Origin of the sequence: Rhizobium favelukesii, assembly GCF_000577275.2 — a bacterium.
Taxonomy (GTDB): domain Bacteria; phylum Pseudomonadota; class Alphaproteobacteria; order Rhizobiales; family Rhizobiaceae; genus Rhizobium; species Rhizobium favelukesii.
Map to the genome: position 1 here is coordinate 1,143,598 of NZ_HG916855.1, position 18,327 is coordinate 1,161,924.

19 protein-coding genes and 2 pseudogenes are annotated in these 18,327 nt (G+C 58.7%); 15 read left to right on the plus strand and 6 right to left on the minus strand.

Annotated features, from left to right (window positions below; all coding sequences use genetic code 11):
- Positions 1 to 102 precede the first annotated feature (102 nt).
- The 3 genes from LPU83_RS68955 to LPU83_RS68965 all read left to right on the plus strand — a co-directional run bounded on the left by LPU83_RS68955 (position 103) and on the right by LPU83_RS68965 (position 4,211).
- Complete coding sequence (locus LPU83_RS68955) at positions 103 to 843, plus strand: SDR family NAD(P)-dependent oxidoreductase (protein ID WP_024315127.1); 741 nt, start codon at positions 103 to 105, stop codon at positions 841 to 843.
- Positions 844 to 1,172: 329 nt separating this feature from the next.
- Positions 1,173 to 2,936 (plus strand): monovalent cation:proton antiporter-2 (CPA2) family protein, encoded by a 1,764-nt coding sequence (locus LPU83_RS68960; RefSeq protein WP_024315128.1) that lies wholly within the window; start codon positions 1,173 to 1,175, stop codon positions 2,934 to 2,936.
- Between the two features lie 318 nt (positions 2,937 to 3,254).
- Positions 3,255 to 4,211: a quinone oxidoreductase family protein gene (locus LPU83_RS68965; protein WP_040680954.1), complete on the plus strand. Its 957-nt coding sequence runs from the start codon at positions 3,255 to 3,257 to the stop codon at positions 4,209 to 4,211.
- Positions 4,212 to 4,297: 86 nt separating this feature from the next.
- Here LPU83_RS68965 and LPU83_RS68970 read toward each other — a convergent pair whose 3' ends face one another.
- A complete protein-coding gene (locus tag LPU83_RS68970) occupies positions 4,298 to 5,194 on the minus strand; it encodes a LysR family transcriptional regulator (RefSeq protein WP_024315130.1) in 897 nt (298 codons plus the stop codon).
- Positions 5,195 to 5,344: 150 nt separating this feature from the next.
- Between LPU83_RS68970 and LPU83_RS68975 the strand changes: the two genes are divergently transcribed.
- The 8 genes and pseudogenes from LPU83_RS68975 to LPU83_RS69005 all read left to right on the plus strand — a co-directional run bounded on the left by LPU83_RS68975 (position 5,345) and on the right by LPU83_RS69005 (position 11,475).
- On the plus strand, positions 5,345 to 5,998 hold the full coding sequence (locus LPU83_RS68975) for a hydrolase (protein WP_024315131.1): 654 nt from the start codon (positions 5,345 to 5,347) through the stop codon (positions 5,996 to 5,998).
- Between the two features lie 349 nt (positions 5,999 to 6,347).
- A pseudogene (locus LPU83_RS76020) lies at positions 6,348 to 6,442 on the plus strand (MoaF-related domain-containing protein); the annotation flags it as partial.
- Between the two features lie 21 nt (positions 6,443 to 6,463).
- Positions 6,464 to 6,958, plus strand: a complete 495-nt coding sequence (locus LPU83_RS68980; protein ID WP_231052094.1) for a nuclear transport factor 2 family protein — start codon at positions 6,464 to 6,466, stop codon at positions 6,956 to 6,958.
- Between the two features lie 123 nt (positions 6,959 to 7,081).
- Positions 7,082 to 8,113, plus strand: a complete 1,032-nt coding sequence (locus tag LPU83_RS68985; RefSeq protein WP_024315133.1) for an LLM class flavin-dependent oxidoreductase — start codon at positions 7,082 to 7,084, stop codon at positions 8,111 to 8,113.
- Positions 8,114 to 8,153: 40 nt separating this feature from the next.
- Complete coding sequence (locus LPU83_RS68990; protein WP_029710045.1) at positions 8,154 to 9,029, plus strand: LysR family transcriptional regulator; 876 nt, start codon at positions 8,154 to 8,156, stop codon at positions 9,027 to 9,029.
- A gap of 164 nt (positions 9,030 to 9,193) precedes the next feature.
- Positions 9,194 to 10,129 (plus strand): pirin family protein, encoded by a 936-nt coding sequence (locus LPU83_RS68995; RefSeq protein WP_024315134.1) that lies wholly within the window; start codon positions 9,194 to 9,196, stop codon positions 10,127 to 10,129.
- A gap of 518 nt (positions 10,130 to 10,647) precedes the next feature.
- Positions 10,648 to 10,947 (plus strand): type II toxin-antitoxin system TacA family antitoxin, encoded by a 300-nt coding sequence (locus LPU83_RS69000; protein ID WP_024315136.1) that lies wholly within the window; start codon positions 10,648 to 10,650, stop codon positions 10,945 to 10,947.
- A gap of 3 nt (positions 10,948 to 10,950) precedes the next feature.
- On the plus strand, positions 10,951 to 11,475 hold the full coding sequence (locus LPU83_RS69005; RefSeq protein WP_024315137.1) for a GNAT family N-acetyltransferase: 525 nt from the start codon (positions 10,951 to 10,953) through the stop codon (positions 11,473 to 11,475).
- Between the two features lie 67 nt (positions 11,476 to 11,542).
- Here LPU83_RS69005 and LPU83_RS76025 read toward each other — a convergent pair whose 3' ends face one another.
- Positions 11,543 to 11,770 (minus strand): hypothetical protein, encoded by a 228-nt coding sequence (locus LPU83_RS76025; RefSeq protein ID WP_024315138.1) that lies wholly within the window; start codon positions 11,768 to 11,770, stop codon positions 11,543 to 11,545.
- Between the two features lie 700 nt (positions 11,771 to 12,470).
- Here LPU83_RS76025 and LPU83_RS69015 point away from each other — a divergent pair.
- Together LPU83_RS69015 and LPU83_RS69020 are read left to right on the plus strand one after the other, a co-directional pair.
- Entirely contained in the window at positions 12,471 to 13,154 is a 684-nt protein-coding gene (locus LPU83_RS69015; protein ID WP_024315139.1) for a hydrolase, read from the plus strand.
- Positions 13,155 to 13,223: 69 nt separating this feature from the next.
- Positions 13,224 to 13,499 (plus strand): XapX domain-containing protein, encoded by a 276-nt coding sequence (locus LPU83_RS69020; protein WP_024315140.1) that lies wholly within the window; start codon positions 13,224 to 13,226, stop codon positions 13,497 to 13,499.
- Positions 13,500 to 13,722: 223 nt separating this feature from the next.
- Here LPU83_RS69020 and LPU83_RS69025 read toward each other — a convergent pair.
- From LPU83_RS69025 to LPU83_RS69035, 3 genes and pseudogenes are all read right to left on the minus strand, one after another.
- Positions 13,723 to 13,949: pseudogene (locus tag LPU83_RS69025) on the minus strand (integrase core domain-containing protein); the annotation flags it as partial.
- A gap of 530 nt (positions 13,950 to 14,479) precedes the next feature.
- On the minus strand, positions 14,480 to 14,917 hold the full coding sequence (locus LPU83_RS69030) for a DoxX family protein (RefSeq protein WP_024315141.1): 438 nt from the start codon (positions 14,915 to 14,917) through the stop codon (positions 14,480 to 14,482).
- Positions 14,917 to 15,204 (minus strand): hypothetical protein, encoded by a 288-nt coding sequence (locus tag LPU83_RS69035; protein ID WP_024315142.1) that lies wholly within the window; start codon positions 15,202 to 15,204, stop codon positions 14,917 to 14,919. The genes LPU83_RS69030 and LPU83_RS69035 overlap by 1 nt, the downstream gene beginning before the upstream one ends.
- A 360-nt stretch (positions 15,205 to 15,564) precedes the next feature.
- Between LPU83_RS69035 and LPU83_RS69040 the strand changes: the two genes are divergently transcribed.
- Complete coding sequence (locus tag LPU83_RS69040; RefSeq protein ID WP_024315143.1) at positions 15,565 to 16,596, plus strand: LLM class flavin-dependent oxidoreductase; 1,032 nt, start codon at positions 15,565 to 15,567, stop codon at positions 16,594 to 16,596.
- Positions 16,597 to 16,745: 149 nt separating this feature from the next.
- On the opposite strand, the gene LPU83_RS69045 is transcribed toward LPU83_RS69040, so the two are convergent.
- Complete coding sequence (locus LPU83_RS69045; protein WP_157997402.1) at positions 16,746 to 17,231, minus strand: MarR family winged helix-turn-helix transcriptional regulator; 486 nt, start codon at positions 17,229 to 17,231, stop codon at positions 16,746 to 16,748.
- An 85-nt stretch (positions 17,232 to 17,316) separates the two neighbouring features.
- On the opposite strand from LPU83_RS69045, the gene LPU83_RS69050 reads away from it, so the two are divergent.
- Positions 17,317 to 18,192: an SDR family NAD(P)-dependent oxidoreductase gene (locus LPU83_RS69050; RefSeq protein WP_024315145.1), complete on the plus strand. Its 876-nt coding sequence runs from the start codon at positions 17,317 to 17,319 to the stop codon at positions 18,190 to 18,192.
- The last annotated feature ends 135 nt before the right edge of the window (positions 18,193 to 18,327 follow it).

The following is an 18,327-nucleotide window of genomic DNA, read 5'->3' on the forward strand; positions in this document are numbered from 1 at the left end:
CTTCAGGCTCAACGAAGGAAAACTGCCGTGATCTTCGGTACCGAGAGGAATGGGCCTCGAAACCGCGCATCAGGGCGACACGACATTGAAAGGGTTCGGATTATGCAGGAACTGGCTGGGAAGAATGCTCTGGTGACGGGTGGGTCGCGCGGCATCGGCGCAGCGATTGCACGCGCGCTTTCCGAGAAGGGGGCGAATGTAGCGATAACGTATGAGCGATCAGCCGACAGCGCGGCGCAACTTGTTCAGGCGATCGAAGGCAAGGGGCGCAAGGCCGTCGCGATCCAGGCTGACAGCGCCGATCCAGCCGCAATACAGCGATCCGTGGACGAAGCCGTCCGCGCACTGGGCGGTCTCGACATCCTCGTCAACAATGCCGCGATCGCACGATATAACAATATTGCCGATTTCACGGTCGAGGATCTCGACGCGCTGCTTGCGGTCAACGTGCGCGGGCCGGTGCTCACGTCGAAGGCGGCCATTCCCCACCTCAAGGAAGGCGGTCGCATCATAACCATCGGTTCAGCGGGTGCGGATCGTATCGTCGGCGCACCCGGCACGGTCTACTATATGACCAAAGGTGCGCTTCAAGCATTCAATCGCGGTCTTGCGCGCGAATTGGGTGCTCGGGACATAACGGTCAATCTCGTTCAACCGGGATCGACAAATACCGACTCGAATCCTGAGACGGGCGAATCTGCGGATTACCAGCGTAGCCTGACCCCCCTCGGTCGTTTCAATCAGCCAGAAGATGTCGCAGCCGCGGTCGCCTTTCTCGCGACGCCTGCCGCCCGGCAGATCACCGGGACGATCCTCACTGTGGACGGCGGCGCGCTTTCATGAAAGCGCAATGCAGTTGGTGGTCGCTCGATGAAGGTCGGGCGAAGGCTGGCTGGTGTTCCAATCCCTGTAGAAAAGCCGGGTGCCGTCCTTGGTGGTAAAGTAGGTCATCTCAACTCTTATCGCTGTACTCGCGACTATTTGCAGAGTTGTAACGCTGAAGCCAGGGATTTTGCGTTCCACTTTTTGCGACATGGTTTTGCGAATGTGGAGACTATTCAGCCTAAAACAGCAACGATACCAAACGCGGTGGAGAAACTGAATGGCGGGGCGTGGTCTACCTTTGGCCGGCGCCCGGTTTCTCAAGTATGTGAGATCGGAAGGGCGAATGCATGGCTGAAGCGAGCTTGGGGCAGACAATCGGGCCTGCGATCGTCCTGATGGGGGCGGCCGTTGTCGCGGTGCCCTTGTTTCGGCGGCTCGGCCTCGGTTCGGTTCTGGGCTATTTCGCTGCCGGCGTGCTCGTCGGTCCGTCGGTGATCGGATTGTTCACCGATGCCCTGTCCATTCTGCATTTCTCGGAACTCGGGGTGGTGATGTTCCTGTTTGTCATCGGACTGGAGTTGCGCCCATACAAGCTGTGGGCCATGCGTGGCCAGATATTCGGACTGGGCCTCGTGCAGGTCGCGGCGGCAACCGCAGCCCTGACGCTGACGGGCATGCTGGTCTTTGGCCTTTCCGGCCCGGTGGCTTTCATCGCCGGGGCAGGTTTCGTCCTTTCCTCGACGGCGGTCATCATGTCGGTCCTGCAGGACCGCGGCGAGATTTCGAGTGCCGAGGGCCAGAAATCGGTCTCCATCCTCCTCTTCGAGGACCTGATGATCGTGCCGCTTCTGGCGGTGGTCGCCTTTCTGTCGCCTCTGTCCCAGGGACAGTCTGAATGGATGGACGTTTTGCTGGCGCTTGGCGCGTTGCTGGTTCTTTTGGGGGTATCAAGATGGGGCCTGAACCCGTTCTTCGCCCTGCTGGCGCGTGCGCGAACGCGCGAAGTGATGACGGCGGGCGCGCTGCTGGTGGTGCTTGGAGCAGCATTGCTGATGGCCGGCGCTGGCCTTTCCATGGCAATGGGCGCATTCCTTGCCGGAGTGATGCTGTCGAGTTCCAGTTATAGGCACCAGATCGAAAGCGACATCGAACCGTTTCGTGGCCTGCTGATGGGCCTGTTCTTCATGGCCGTCGGCATGTCGCTCGACCTTTCCGTCGTTGCCGCGGAATGGTGGCTCCTGTTGTCCATGCTGGTCGCATTCACCATTGCAAAGGGTGCCGTGGTCTATACGGTAGCACGTTCATTTGGCAGTTCCAGTCATCAGGCATTGCACCGCACCTCTATGTTCTTGCAAGGCGGCGAATTCGCCTTTGTGCTCTACGCCGCCGCATCCGCAGGTGGCGTGATTGATGCGCGCGAGAACGTACTGTTCACCACCGTCGTGATCTTCTCCATGGCTCTGGCGCCTCTTCTCATGATTGCGGCAGACTGGCTTCTACGAAGCGAGGCATCTATGGAGGGCGTTGAGGCGGCCCGGGATCTCAATGGAAGGGTGCTCATCATCGGTTTCGGCCGCTTCGGGCAGATCGCTTCGCAACTGCTGCTTTCCAAGGGAGTCAGGCTCTCCGTGATTGATATGAGCCCCGACCGGATCCGTGAAGCTGGACGGTTCGGGTTCAAGGTCTTTTTCGGCGACGGCAAACGGCTCGATACTCTGCGCCATTCCGGTGCTGGTTCCGCCGAGGCACTGATGATCTGCATCGACGACCCGAAGGCCGCAATGCAGATGGTGGAACTGGCGCAGCACGAATTCCCGCAGGCAAAGATTCTCGTGCGCAGCTATGACCGCGGCCATGCGGTGGACCTGATCCGCGCCGGCGTGGACTATCAGATCCGCGAGACGGTCGAATCCGCCTACATGATGGGAGCGGAGGGCCTGCGAGCATTGGGCTATGCCGAGCTTGACGTGGAGGAAGCCGCCGAAGACGTCCGTCAACGGGACAACGAGCGACTGTCCGAGCAGGTGCAGGGTAACGCCATGTCCGGCCAGGACCGCCTGCACGTCCGGCCCGTTCCTGAGCCGCTAAGCGGAGTTGCCGTGTCGAAATAGACAGCGGCAGGTACTCCGTCGCATCGGCGTGCAGGTGCTTGAGGTGCCGAAAGGCAAAAGAGCCGAGCCTGCTTCTGTCCCGGCGGATGCGCTATCGCCAAGTTTACGAAGCGGATGTCCGGTTGGTCGCGGTCTGTGGATCGCGGTCAGGCCTGACAAACACGGATGGTCTTGAAGAAGAACAACTGGGCACGCGTGGGACGGGCTGTCGGGATCCGCGTTCATAGAGGAGAGCGGCGCCGATATCCTGATCGAAGCGGGACCGAGTGATTTCCGTATCAAGCGGGGCACGCTTCACTCTTCGCAAAGGAAAAACACATGAAAGCCGCAGTCTATAACAACCCTGGCCCTCCAACGGTCTTGAAATATGCCGATGTGCCCGATCCCGTCTGTGGGCCAGATGATGTCCTGATTTCCGTCGAGGCCATTTCGATTGAGGGCGGGGACCTGATCAACCGCCGATCGACCCCGCAGCAATCTCCCTCGATCGTTGGCTATGCCGCTGCCGGGACCATTATCTCGATCGGTGCAAATGTCCGCGACCGGGCAGTCGGCGAAAAGGTGGCCGCCTTCGATATGCATGGGTCGCATGCGGAACTCTGGTCCGTCCCCGCCTCGCGCACATGGTTGGTTCCAGTTGGCCTGGAAATGGCGCAGGCCGCTTCGCTGCCGATTTCCTTCGGAACGGCCTATCACTGCCTGATCACCAAAGGCGGCCTGGGCGAAAAAGAAACAGTCCTGATCCAGGCTGCCGCCGGCGGTGTCGGTCTGGCGGCCATCCAACTGGCGCGTGACGCGGGGGCGACCGTTATCGCCGCGGCCGGTGGCGGCGAACGACAGGCGCGCCTGACTGAGCTCGGCGCATCACATGTCATCGATCGCCTGGAAAAAGACGTCGTTGAGGAGGTACTTCGGCTGACTGGTGGCAAGGGGGCGGATCTCGTCATCGATCCGGTTGGCTCGACCTTGCAGGCCTCGCTGTCCGCACTCGTTCCCGAGGGGCGCCTTGTGTTCGTCGGAAACGCAGGCGGTGGCGGCCTTGATGTCGATCTTTGGCTCCCGATGCAGAACAATCAAACGCTTCACGGCGTGTTCATGGGGCCGCTTTTCGAGAGGCCGGCCGTATACAGGACCGTCAGCCAACTTCTCGAGGCCGTGGCCGAAGGGCGCATGGAGGTCGTGATCGATCGCGTGTTTCCGTTGCATGAAGCATCAAAGGCACATGAATATGCGGAGACAGCCAAGCCGTTGGGGCGCGTTGTGATGGTGCCCTGATTTCCGAATGATCTGGTGATCTCAAGATGCAGTTGCTGATCGCTCGGCGAGGCATCGCGGACGTCGTTGGGAAGAGTGCTGCGATACTACGGGTAAGCTGTCTTCGGCAATGCCGGGCCATGGTCAAAGCACTCGATCAGCATTTCGGTCAGCACTCGGACTTTTCTTGTAGGATGCTGCCCGGGCGGTCTGACGACATATATTCCCGCCGGCGGCGGTGGATGGCGTTTCATGACCGGAACCAACTCGCCTGAGTCCAGATAATCTTTGATAAGGTCGTCAGGCAGCGCGGCGATGCCCAATCCGGCTGCTGCGGCGGCAGCGAGAGCGGCCCCGTTGTCGGCCTTGAAGCGTCCCTGTGGGCGAACGGTTATCACCTTGTCTCCATCCATCACTTGCCAGGTTTCCGTTCCCTGCATGAGAGCCTGATGGGCAACAAGCTCGTCCGGTGTCTCCGGAGAGCCATGGGCTTTGATGTAGTCCGGGCTTGCGACGAAATTCCCGTAGAGGGGACCGACGCGTCTTGCGATCAGGTTAGAGTCCTGAAGAGTGCCGACCCTGATCGCACAATCATATCCTTCTGCGATGAGGTCCACGAAGCGATCGCTGTAACAGGTCTGGATCTGGAGATGAGGATGGCGACGCGCCATTTGTGCAAGTACTTGCGCGAAATGCGTCGGCCCAAAGGAAAGCGGCGCTGCTACACGCAAGCGACCGCGAAGCTCACCAGTGGGCAGGATGGTCTCCCTCGCCACATCTATCTCGGCGGAAACCCTTGCTGCGTAGTCCCGGAAGGTTGCGCCTGCCTCTGTCAGAGAAGCCCCGCGTGTGGATCGGGCTAGAAGCTGGACACCAAGCTCCGCTTCAAGCCGCACAAGCCGTCGGCTGACCATCGACTTGGAGATGCCAAGCCGCAGCGCGGCCGAAGTGACGCCTCCCGCATCAGCAACTTCGACGAATGTCCGGAGATCTTCGATATCCACTCAGCGTTCCTCATTCTGCGACACAGCTTAGCACAGTCAAGGACTACCGCATCACAAACGGGAATGACAAGTTTTGTCCCAGGCAGCGCCTCGGAGGGCGCATGTCTTTTGAGCAAACGCGCTTCAATACCGCCAACATAGGATGAAAACATGACCTTTCGTAACGGCCTTGACTCACTTCTCCGCCCCGAAGACTCCGTACTCGTTCTGATCGACCACCAGCCTTACCAGCTTGCGAACCTGAACAGCCACGAGCCGATGATGGTGATCAACAACACTGTGGGTTTGGCTAAGGCAGCCAAGGCGTTCGGCGTCCCCACGATCCTGACGACCGTGATCGCCGAGCGGGGTGGTAACCTGTTCCCCCAAATCGCAGATGTGTTCCCAGGCCAGGAGATAATCGACCGGACGTTCATTAACACGTGGGAAGATAAGACGACAGTGGATGCGGTTAAGGCGACCGGCCGCAAACAGCTGATCATTGCCGGCCTCTGGACTGAAGTTTGCGTCGCCATGCCGACGATCCAGGCCCTTGGCGAAGGCTGGGATGTAACGGTCGTAACAGACGCATCGGGCGGCACATCGGTCGAAGCGCATGAGGTCGCCATCCACCGCATGATCGCGGCCGGCGCCAACATGATGACGTGGCTGGCGGTTGCGTCTGAATGGCAGCGCGATTGGGCGCGGATGGACACTGCCGTAAAGATGACGGACGTGGTCGTGCAGCATGCCGGTGGTAGCGGCATCGCTTATTTGTGGGAGCAGCAGTTGCTCAACACGCCTGTGCCGAGCAGCGCGGGATGATCTGGGCGGGGGGAACGAAAGTCTTGATCGATCCAGCGCCAACACGCTGACTGCTTATCGAACTGCGTCATCCCCGCTCCCACAAGACGGCTGCCCATGTCCGAATGCAGGGCAGCCGGCATGATCAACGACCATTTCCTCCAGCCATTACCCGCGACTGCAGCCGGCTCAGCCTGGCTATCTATCGCCTCATAGAAAGGACCATGAAGATGTCGGTGGAGCGCTTTCCCATCGGACAGGAGATGGATGTCACCTATCCGAACTTTAAAGTCAGCCAGACGCTACTCTCAGTCACGCAGCTGAGGTCGAGATCAAGGAAGGGCCGTTCGCTCGGACCGAGACCGTCGACATTCAAGTCGTACCCCTTGGCAACGGCATCTTTGCTGTCAGCTGGCAGGAAAAGGATGGGGCGCGGTCACGAACGTTCAGGACTACGATCGCGGCGTTATCCACTCGCATGCCACCTTGGCTGACGGCCAGTTCCTGCGCATGAGCGGAACGATCGCCATGACGCGGGCTGCTGACCAGATCTCGGATCAGCGCCCCTTTCGAAACAAGGCGCTTGTGCTCGAGGCGATGACGTCGCTGTTTCAGCGCCGTGACGCGTCGGTGGTGGAGCGGCTGTACGTTTCGGATTATGTCCAGCACAATCCCAACATTCCACAAGGTCGGCCTGCACTGCAGGCGCTCGTCGCCAATCTGCCCAAGGATGTCTACTACGAGCCTGGTCTGATCGTCGCAGAAGGTGATTTCGTCGCCATTCACGGCCGCATCCGCGGCTGGGCGGAGAAGCCTCAGGTCGTGATCGATCTCTTCAGGGTCGAAGGCGGCAGGCTCGCCAAGCACTGGGATGTGCTGCAGGGCGAGGTTCCGGCAACGACAGCCTTCGGCGGCATCTCGATGTTCGATCCGAGAGAAGGGGTAATCCGCGCTGAAACGGCACCTTCCATGGGCACGTAGGTACGACCAAATAATCAAGCCCGATCGTGTCGGTGGCCATGACTTCAGCTCCAACTACTCTCGCTACCGCGAGCTTCGGGCATCAGTCGTCGGCATCAACTAAAACATTTGTGAGAACCCTACATGGAAATCGGTATCGACAGTTTTGCAGCCATCCTCCCGGATCCGACCACAGGCAAGCTTCCTTCGGCGACCGAGCGTATGGCCGAACTCATCGAGGAGGTCGTCGTCGCGGACCGCATCGGGCTCGATGTCTTCGGCATAGGCGAGCATCATCGCGGCGAGTTTCTCGATTCCGCCCCGACTGTCATTCTGGCCGCGGCAGCGGCCCGGACCAGCCGGATCAGATTGACGAGCGCGGTGACCGTTCTGAGCGCAGCCGACCCGGTGCGGGTTTTTCAGGAGTTCGCAACTCTCGATCTGATTTCCAAAGGCCGTGCGGAAGTCGTTGTCGGCCGGGGTTCCTTCGTCGAGGCCTACCCGCTGTTCGGTCTGGACACACGCGACTATGACGACCTGTTTGCTGAAAAGCTTGACCTGTTTCTCGCGCTTGGCGAAACGACGAATATCACATGGGAAGGTCGCTTCCGTCCGGCCCTCAAAGGGCAAGGTGTTTTTCCGCGTCCCCATCAACCACAGCTACCATTATGGATCGGCGTCGGCGGCACGCCGCAATCCTTCGCTCGTGCCGGTTCGCTTGGCCTTCCGCTGATGATCGCCATCATCGGCGGGAGCTTCGAGCGCTTCCGTCCGCTTGTCGATCTCTATCGCGAAGCGGGCAAGCGCGCGGGACACAGCCCCGAGACGCTTAAGGTCGGCGTCCACGCGATGGGATTCGTGGGCGAGACCAGCGCCGCAGCGAGGGATGCCTTCTTTCCCGGCTGGGCGCATCTGACCGCGAAAATCGGCCGCGAACGCGGCTGGTCACCGCCGACGCGCCAGCAGTTCGAAGCTATGGCAGGTCCGCAGGGCGCATTCCTTGTCGGTGACCCGAAGACGGTCGCAGCCAAGATGCTGCAGGCCAGTGAGACGCTTGGCGGCGTTTCGCGCATCACCTTCCAGATGAGCACAGCCTCTCTCGACACGGCAGCGATGAAGACATCGATCGAACTTCTCGGCACTGAAGTCGCGCCAATCGTGAGGGCCGTGCGATAGGCATGGAGGCCAAGCTGTATCGCAAAGCGGGGAACGCCAAATGGACATCGAGGATCTGCGGACATTTGTCGAAGTTGCCGATGCCGGGGGCGTTTCTCCCGCGGCACGTCGACTGGGAATCTCCAAGTCAATGGTCAGTCGGCGCCTCATACGGCTTGAGGAAGCGCTCGGCATCCAGCTTGTTGCACGAACGACCCGTGGCGCCGGCCTGACGGAAGCAGGCGTTACGTTTCGGGACTATGCAGCAAGGGTCTGTGCAGATATCGACATCGCACGGGAAACGATATTGCCCGACGGTGACCTTCGCGGGCGCTTGAGGGTGGCCGTCCCTCTCACATCAGGCCCGCTACATTTTGCGCCCGTACTTGCAGAGATGGCACGACACCACCCGCAGCTTCAGATCCATGCCGACTATAGCGATCGCTTCGTAGATCTGATCGCGGACGGCTACGATTGCGCGATCCGGGTCGGCGCCCTACGCGACTCGAACCTGATTGCAAGACGCGTCGGTCAGATTTACGGCAAGCTGGTAGCGAGCCCGGACTATATCAGAACGCATGGTTCGCCTGAAACGCCGGACGAAATCGTCGCTCACCAAGCCCTCGTGGGCGCCGAAACGTGGCGGTTCGTGGATGGTGAGAAGATTGTCATCGTGCAGCCGCAGGGTCGCTTCAGTTCCGACAACGGCGCGGCGCTCGCCAGTGCGGCCGCAGCAGGGCTTGGTATAGCGTGGCTTCCCGATTGTGTTACCCATGAATATCTAGCGTCCGGCGCGCTCGTTCCAGTCATGACCCGGTATCCGCTACCGGTCGGTGGGGTCTACGTCGTGCGGCCACCCAGCCCGCACCCGGCGCGAAAAGTGCGCATCCTCTCGGAGTTCCTGATCGAAGCATTCGAAAGAAATCCGTATTTGTAGGGTCTGCGTGTTGACAATCGACTGCGCGTTCCGCTTTTTGCGACACAGCTCATCGCGCCGCTCAACTAGTCGTGAGGGCGCTCTCCCGTTAGTCACTTGGGCCATACAACGACCGCTGCGCTCTACGCAGGCACGAGAGCGCCAAACGGAGGAGGTGAATGCGCATGAGTTGGAACCCTGCAATCGAACCAGGCTGTCCTGACGAGGTCGGCATCGACGCGATCGAGACCCTAATCGTTCCTCGGGCCCGTGACCTTGGCGGCTTCGAGGTTCGGCGCGCCCTGCCGGCGCCGAATCGGCAGATGGTCGGACCGTTCATTTTCTTCGACCAAGCTGGCCCGGCCGAGCTGTTGACCGGCCAGGGCATCGATGTTCGGCCGCACCCCCATATCGGTCTTGGCACGGTCACCTATCTGTATCGCGGTGACTTTCACCACCGTGACAGCACCGGGGCTGACCAGATCATCCGTCCCGGTGAGTTGAACTGGATGGTCGCAGGGCGAGGTGTTTCTCATTCCGAGCGGACATCCGCAGCGGCGCGGACGGGGCCGAACGGCTTGTTCGGGATCCAGACCTGGCTGGCTCTGCCGGAAAGCCACGAAGACATGACGCCGATGTTCGAACACCACGGCAAGGAGACGCTGCCGATGATCGAGGACCATGGTGTGTCGGTGAGGCTCATTCTCGGGAACGCCTATGGCAAGTTCGCTCCCGCGACCATGTTTTCCGAGACATTCTATGCCGATGTTAGGCTTGAAGCAGGCGCTCGCCTGCCGATGCCGGACGATCACGAGGACCGGGGCATCTACATTGTCGAAGGCTCGATCTCGATCGCCGGCCGGGAGTTCGAAGCACCCCAGATGATGGTGTTTCGTCCTGGCGACAGGATCACGGTCGCAGCCGGGGAAAAAGGCGCGCGGCTGATGATCTTAGGCGGGGCGACACTTTCCGGCCCACGCTACATCTGGTGGAACTTCGTCGCCTCATCTAGGGAGCGTATCGAGGAAGCCAAGGCTGAATGGCGGGCACAGAACTGGGGCGAGGGGCGCTTCGATCTTCCGGTCGACGACCGGGATGAGCACATTCCGCTTCCAGAGTGATGGGGAGTGCAGAATTAGGATGCCATGTTTACGCAGCGCTGCGAAAAAGGCCGATGCGGTTCTCGGCAATCAGAAGCTCAAGTAACGGGTTCGGGGTGCTCGGAGACCGCAAGTTAAGATTAAATCCTGCCCCCGCAACCAATATCGGACCCAAAATCCTCGGTGATCCAATAGGTTACCCATCACCCCGCTCCATAGCCCTGGGAGCCGGGAGGTTGTAGGTGACGACAGCGCGGACGGTCCGGCCGATTCATTTCGAAGATTTGAGCGGCAGCGAGTTCGAGCGCCTCGTGTTCGCCTACCACCTTTGCAACGACTGGACCGATCTCGACTTGGTTTGGCCAGACGGGAAGCGACCAGAACGGAAATCTCCGCGAAATCGGCTCCTGGCGCATGTGAACTCCTCGGTGGCTGTCCCTTCGCCTTTTCCATCAAGGCAGGGCGGCCTCGAACAAGGCCGACAATAGCGTATTGCATTTGGCGCTACAAGTCATTATGTTGCCCTCAAGGAGATAGTCATGGCCACCACCGTCGAACGCAAGGAATACCCGATCTCGATGCGTCTGCCCGAAGCGGACGTCGCGATGATCGATCGAGCCGCCACGCTGCGCGGCCGGTCGCGCACCGATTTCGTGCGCGATGCAGCCGTGCGCGCGGCCGAAGAAATCGTCATGGAACAGCGACTGATCCGCATGAGCCCCGAAGGCTTCGCCGATTTCATGGACGTCCTGTCCCGCCCGGCTGCTCCGGTTCCCGAGATGGTGAAACTGGCCAAGCGGCCCGCGGCGTGGGAACCAGGCTACGTCGCGAAGCGGTGAGCCGTGGCTTTATCGGTTCCCGAACCTCTTACCGCTGGACATGATGTTTCCGAGTTCTCCTGCGGCAAGCCTACGCTCGATCATTGGCTGAAGACGCGCGCTCTTTCCAATCAGGAAAAGGGTTTCACGGCGATTCTCGTTGTCCGCGAGGCCGGGCGAGTCGTCGGGTATTACGGCCTGGCGCCGACGGCCGTCATTCCTTCGATCCTGCCGCGCTCGATCCGCACAGAGCAACCGCCCGATCCGGTTCCCTGTCTTCTTCTCGGCCAGCTTGCCACGGATACGGAATGGGCCGGGCGCGGCATCGGCACAGGTCTGGTGAAACATGCCCTTGAGCGCTGCGTTCAGGCCGCAGTTCTCATTGGCGGACGGGCATTAATGGTCAACGCCGTCGATCACGAAGCGGCTCAGTTCTGGCAGCGCCGAGGTTTCACGCCCTCGAAGGACGACCCGCTCGTGCTGTTTCGCTCGATCGCTGCAATCGCCGCATCGCTGGCGGAAGCGCGGCAGCAAGAGCGAGGCACATAACCTGAAGTCTTCGCAATTCAGGCAACTCGGCAAAAAACCCAAAAAGAACGCATTTGATGATGGAACTTTACGGTCGCTCCTTCGCTGATGGCTGCAGTGTCGGTGGCAGGTTTTGTGGTTCGACGGTGCTGGCCACGGCATGGCCGCTGCAGAGTTGCGGATCGGGTTTCCGTGACGGGTTGAGTGCGCCATAAATATGCAGGTTCTGGATGCCGCTGTCGGGACCATTATCTCGATCGGTGCAAATGTCCGCGAACGGGCAGTCGGCGAAAAGGTGGCTGCCTTCGATATGCATAGGTCGCATGCGGAACTCTGGTCCGTCCCCACCTCGCGCATGGTTGGTCACCACGTCACAAAAGACGCGCCTTCAACTAAACGCCCGGGAAGGCCGATCGTGCATGACGAGCTTGAGGTAGCTCGATCGCCGCGCACCCTGTCTCGTAACAGGGAATCCATTGTAAGGCCCGGCTTTGATAGGCGCGTGATAAGTTCAAGCTTATCGAAACCGGCAATCGCCCCACCGCCTCCGCCAGCAAATCCCATTCTCAGCGCCAGACCGTCCAATCAGCACGTCTTAGCAAACAGGTCTCGCTGACCGCGAGCCTGAGTGAACGAAGCGGACCTGCGGGAAAAAATTGAAAAATCCAAATCGCCGCTAATGCCGACAAGAAGCGAAGCTCATTGACGGTCATATTCTCACGGTCGACCAGGTTCTGACGTTTGCCGTGAGGACCACACTTCGTGACGGTTCCAGCTGTTCCAACGCCAGCTTCAAGCCTCTGACCAGCACTTGTTCGACGCTTTGCTGCGCGGGAGCAAGGGATCTTTATGCCATTCGCCGGTTCAGGCTTTGCTTTGGCAAAGCAAGAATCGTGGCGATGACCGCCTATACGAGCGGATCGAAGTACGTGAACGCACGTACCACGTCGCCGTATGGATCATACCAAGCGGAAACGCTTTGTCTTAACCGTTCCAACAGCCAAATGGAGGCAATCTTGGACAATGTAAAGCTAGAACAGCTTAGCCCACAAAACAGCCAGTTGATCATTATTGATCAGCAACCTCAGATGGCGTTTGGAGTTCAATCGATCGATCGACAGGTGCTCAAAAATAACGTCGTCGCTTTGGCAAAAGCCGCGAAGGTTTTCAACGTTCCTACGATCATAACGACGGTTGAATCCAAAAGCTTTTCCGGCCCGCCGTTTCCGGAGCTTCTTGCCGTCTATCCGGAGGCGCCGATCCTGGAACGGACCTCGATGAACTCGTGGGACGACCAGAAGGTGCGGGACGCCTTGGCTAAAACGGGTCGGAAGAAAGTCATTGTTTCCGGGCTCTGGACGGAGGTCTGTAACAATTCCTTCTCACTCGCCGCCATGCGGGAGGGCGGCTACGAGATCTATATGGTCGAAGATGCCTCCGGGGGAACGTCGGTTGCCGCGCACAACTATTCGATGCTGCGAATGATACAGGCAGGCGTCGTCCCTGTGACCTGGCAGCAAGTCATGTTGGAATGGCAGCGAGATTGGGCCCACAGGGAAACCTACGATGCGGTGATGAACATCGTGAAAGAGCATTCAGGTGCTTACGGGATGGGCGTCGACTACGCGTATACCATGGTTCACAAGGCGCCCGAACGCGTGGCTCATGGGCCAGTTCTCGAACCTGTGGTAGCTGGCTGAGCAGCGGTTAACCACCCAAAGGTGGTTTTCTAGCTTGGGAGCGGCGTCCACAATCCAAGGAGCAATAAGGTGAAACTTTATATCGTATCGCTGGCCGTCGGACTTCTCGTCGGGGTCATCTATGGATTGTTGGACGTCCCCTCTCCGGCACCTCCTGTCATCGCTCTGGTCGGTCTGCTCGGCATTCTGGTCGGCGAGCAGGTGTTGCCCGTTATCAAGACCTTTTGGCGTAGGGAGCCGACTGCGGTGTCTTGGCTCCAACAGGTCAAGCCGCACATGTTCGGCCATCTACCCGCCGGTAGGAAACCCTCCGACGCATCGGCAATCTCCTCGGAGAAGGTCTGAGGGTTTTCATGCAGGAGCACATTACCGCATCGCAGCAGACGCCATTTTGCATAGTGGTCTGATTGCAACTCCTGACGAAGCAAGGTCCGTCAAGGATATTAGCGCATGGGCGGTCCGGTTGCGGGCCGCCTATACTTTTGCCAATCAGGCTTCAACGCCGAGGCATGGGTTGGAGTTTCTCGCAGCATGACCGCGCCGAATAGATAAGGCGGTTTGGTTTGAGTTATGCCGCCATGGCTGGTTCGTCCAGGATGGCGCAGTGTTGCTCTTCAGCTTCTGCCGGCGGCATGTTTCCGATGGGCTCACAAGAAGCCTTCGATGATTGAACCAGTCGACCCATTTCAGGGTGGGGAACGTCACCGCTTCGAAGCTCCGCCATGGTCCACGCCGGTGGATGACCTCGGCTTTGTAGAGACCGTTGATCGTTTCGGCGAGCGCATTGTCGTAGCTGGCTCTATGCTGCAACGGCGGCGAACCGGATACCGGCACTTTCGACCCAATCCTGACGCCATGTTTGTCGCTGATTGGACCAGCCGTTGCGGCAAGAGAGGTTTGAAGCGTGTTGCAGCGTTACCGAGGTGCGCTGACTGCCACTGCGCTTCGATTATGCTTTGCAGACGACCTAGACGCCGCTGATGAAGTTTCGCGATCATACGGGCGTCGTCCATTGCCATCGAGAACGATCTCTTCCGGCCTTTAGAGGGCCAGAACGTTCAGCAAGGCGATCTTGCCGGACTGCTGTATTCCAATCGGCAGGCACCTGGTACCCGTTGGCGACTATCTTTTCGATATCCTATTGGATGCCCAATACCCCACACGCGGTGAACCGGAAGTATCAATACGCGCCGTTGTCCACCCTTAGCCGCCTTTTGCTGTACGGAGCCGATTCCCGAAGCCAGAATGTGCCGATGACAAGAAGGCACATTCCGATCGATATGGCGCCAGCGGCGCATCGAAGGGGCGACGTCGACGTTTCACGATCAGTCGCCCTTCCGGCGCTGCAATCCGGCGACAACGACGAAGATGAACGCGGCACTGATGGTCGCGTGTTCCAGGAAGCTATTGAACTGCATGGAGCGCGCCGGCTCGGGGAACATCCAGAACCGATGGGCAAGAAAGGTCGTCAACACCGTAAACACACCAAGGGCACCGGCGCCGAGCCAGGTTTTCCAGTTGAGGATGATCAGGATCGAACCGCCGAGCTCGGTGGTGAGGGCTGCGAGGTTGAAAAGCCATGCGGGATGCAGCCCCACATGCAGCATCTCGGCCTCGCCAGTTTGCCAGTCGAGAAGCTTGACAAGTCCGGCGCCTAGAAAAGGAGCAACGACACAGATACGCGCAATCAGCAGCGTGACAGGATTATTGAGCGTACGCGCAACGAGGGTCGGCGTATCGTCTTTCCGGTGATCGCTCATCATCACACAGCCCAGCACACGCGTTCGAGCGCGCCGTCCAAGCCCTTGAGATCGGTGATTTGGCTGAATATCGATCCTGAAAAGTTCTTTTTCGCCGGTGCCATGGTGGTTGAGTGAACGCCAAAGCCCACAGCCGCATTCGATATTAGGGCTGGTTGGTTGCGCAGATTGATAGGGACGATCGATTTGGTTGGGAATGACACCTGGGACCCGAAGGCGGTTGGAACAAGTGTCTGATCTTTCGGGGTGATCAATTCCGAGCCGCGTGTCGGCGTTGTTTTAATCAACATTTATTCGTTCCTCGTGGGGCCCTTTGTACAGATAAGTCTGCTTTAGAAGCCGCACCGCGTCTTGTCGATTTGAATGCGACTTTGCACATTCCATCGTTGGAGCGTCGCCCATGCAAACAGTGCGGAAGACTCCGGATGGAGTTCCGCAGCGGGAACCGCGACTAGGCCAGTAGGGCTCACAACGCGGCGCAGGATTTATCCAAGTCGCGCTCAAATCGACAATAAGATCCGCATCCTTTTCGATACGCAGTACCGGAACATGAGACGAGCAAATGGCTGACCTTCAGGGATTTTTACGGGTGCCCATCACGCCATTCGAAATAGCGCGCAAACCCGCACGGCCACAAATGAGCAGGGCAAATGAGCAAAGACGTTGAGTTTGGACTTGATACATTCGGAGATGTCACTTTGGCACCTGACGGAAAATTTCTTCCTCAGGCACAGGTCATTCGCAACGTCATCGCAGAAGCCGAACTTGCCGATAGACTTGGCATAGACTTTTTCGGCATTGGCGAGCACCACCGTACTGATTTTGCTATTTCTGCGCCCGAAGTGGCGCTCGCGGCGATTGCCGCGCGGACCCGTCGCATCCGCCTGGGTTCGGCCGTGACCGTGCTCAGTTCCGACGATCCAATACGCATCTTCGAGCGCTTTTCTACACTCGATGCGATCTCGCAGGGAAGGGCGGAGGTCATTTTAGGCCGCGGCTCTTTTATCGAATCCTTTCCTCTCTTCGGATTCGACCTGGGTCAATACGAAGAGTTGTTCGAGCAAAAGCTCGATTTGTATTCAGCTATCACCAGCAACCGGATCGTTGATTGGCAAGGCAACTGGCGTCCACCGCTAAAAGGCCAGGAAATTTTCCCTCCCATCGAAAAAGGCTCTCTGAAGACGTGGATTGGCGTTGGCGGAACCCCTGAATCAGTGACGCGGGCGGTGCGCTACGACATGCACCTGATGTTGGCCATCATTGGCGGCGATCCTCAGCGATTTCGTCCCTATGTCGATCTTTACCAGAAGCTGGTTGCCGAAAGCGGGCGAGTGGCGCGCGAGGTTGGCGTGCATTCTCCTGGCTATGTCGCAGAAACTGATGAGAAGGCCCGCCGGGAACTATTTCCGCATTTCAAGAAAATCCGAGATCGTCTAGGCCAGGAACGCGGGTGGCCGCCAGTAACAGAGGTGGATTTCGAGCGCGAAATCGAGCACGGCTCACTTTATGCGGGCTCTCCAGGTACAGTTGCACGCAAGATCGCTGAAACCGTGAAAGGCCTAGGATTATCCAGGTTCCAAATGAAGTATTCGGCCGGTCCGATGATGCATGAAAACTTGCTAAGCAGCATCGAGCTCTACGCGAACAAGGTAATCCCGCAGGTAAGGAACCTGCTCGCATGAGCGTCTTTGCGGCGTGAGGCTGGGCTCCCGCATATCGTGTTCCATATTGGGAAGACAAGACATGGGTCGGGAGGCGATCCCCTTAAAGCCGGCATGCCGGACATCCTCCCCCGATCCCACGGCGCGTTTGCTGCCAGACATAGTTCAAATCATAGGATTCGCTCATTCAACCTGTGCAGCAACCGCGTGAGTTGCACGATGTCTGCCTCCGGCCACTGGTTGACACGCATCTCAAAGTGACTGCCCTTGCGGGCAATCGCATCAGCGATCCTGTCGCGAGCCGACGCGGCAATTCTGTATACGACGCTCCTTGCATCTTCCTTCTCAGGGTCAGACTCAATCAACTCATGCTTCCGGAGTTCCTTTGCAAGTCGACTGACGACGCTTCTATCCATGGACAATGCGTCGGCAATCCCACTTGCTTTCGTCGGGCCGAACGAATGTAGCCATTGCAGGATCTGGAACGCCGACCCGGACACTCCTGGTTGGAGACTATTTGCTGCTTCGGTCGTGACGGCGCGAGAAGCGGTTATCAGGGCACTCAATTCGGCGCCCAATGCGCGCACAACGATTTCGCGGCGCATCATTTTGTCTTGTCGCTTTTCGATCGGAACGACCTTGCTGTCTTTCGTCATCTTCGTCCCCATTGTAATGGACTAATGTCAACTATCGATCTATGAGTTGGTTGATATTAGTCCACTATCCAGCCAGGAAACAACCATGTCCTATCCCAAGACGGTCGTGATGACCGGAGCCACAAACGGCATCGGCCGCATCGCCGCCATCAAGCTTGCGGGAATGGGCAACCATCTGATCCTGATCGCACGGAACCAAGCCAAGGCCGAAGCGATGCGCCTTGATATTCTTCAAACGATACCCGATGCTCGGATCGACTTTTTCTATGCCGACTTCACACGGCTGAGCACGGTCGCGGAGGCTGCTAGAGCTATTGGCGCAAAGTATGAGCGTATCGATGTCCTGATCAACAATGCAGGGATTCACGCCTTTAAGCAGCGTGTCACGTCGGACGGCTTTCCCGAAATGGTTTCGGTGAACTATATTGCTCCTTGGCTCCTAACGGCAAAATTGAGTGATCGTCTTGTGGCCTCTGCCCCATCCCGGATTGTAACGGTTGCGTCGGAGGCCTCCCGGCGCTCCAAGGGTCTCACGCCTGACGCGGACCTCCACGACATCACCCCATTCACCCGGCTGGGGTCTTCCGCTATTTACGGACGCACTAAATTGATGGACGTCATGTTTTCCATGGAACTGGCGCGCCGGCTTGCATCCACCGGGGTGACGGCCAATTGTCTCGATCCTGGTTTCAACGTTACGGGGCTTGGCCGGGAACTTTCTTTTGCAGCGCCGCTTGAACGGTTCCTCAATTTCCTGCGTGTCGGCGATCCGAACCGTGGTGCAGGGATCATCATTGCGCTCGCCATGGCGCGAATATTTGCCGAAGTTACTGGCGGGTACTTCTCGGTGAAAAATGCCGCGCCCCTGATCCTAAAAGCACCGGGTGGCGATGTCGATGCGCGACGAAGATTATGGGACTCTACCGCAAGGGCTGTCGAAGCATTCGACGTCTCATTTTGATAAAATTAGCCGGATATCTTGCCTGTTGGAACGGCCCGCACCTTGTGTAAGCTGGCGGCAGTTGCCACCGGGGAGGGCAGCTTTGTGCTGCTTGCCCCAGGCCGTCTCGAAAGCTGGTGAGAACTGCGGGTGCAT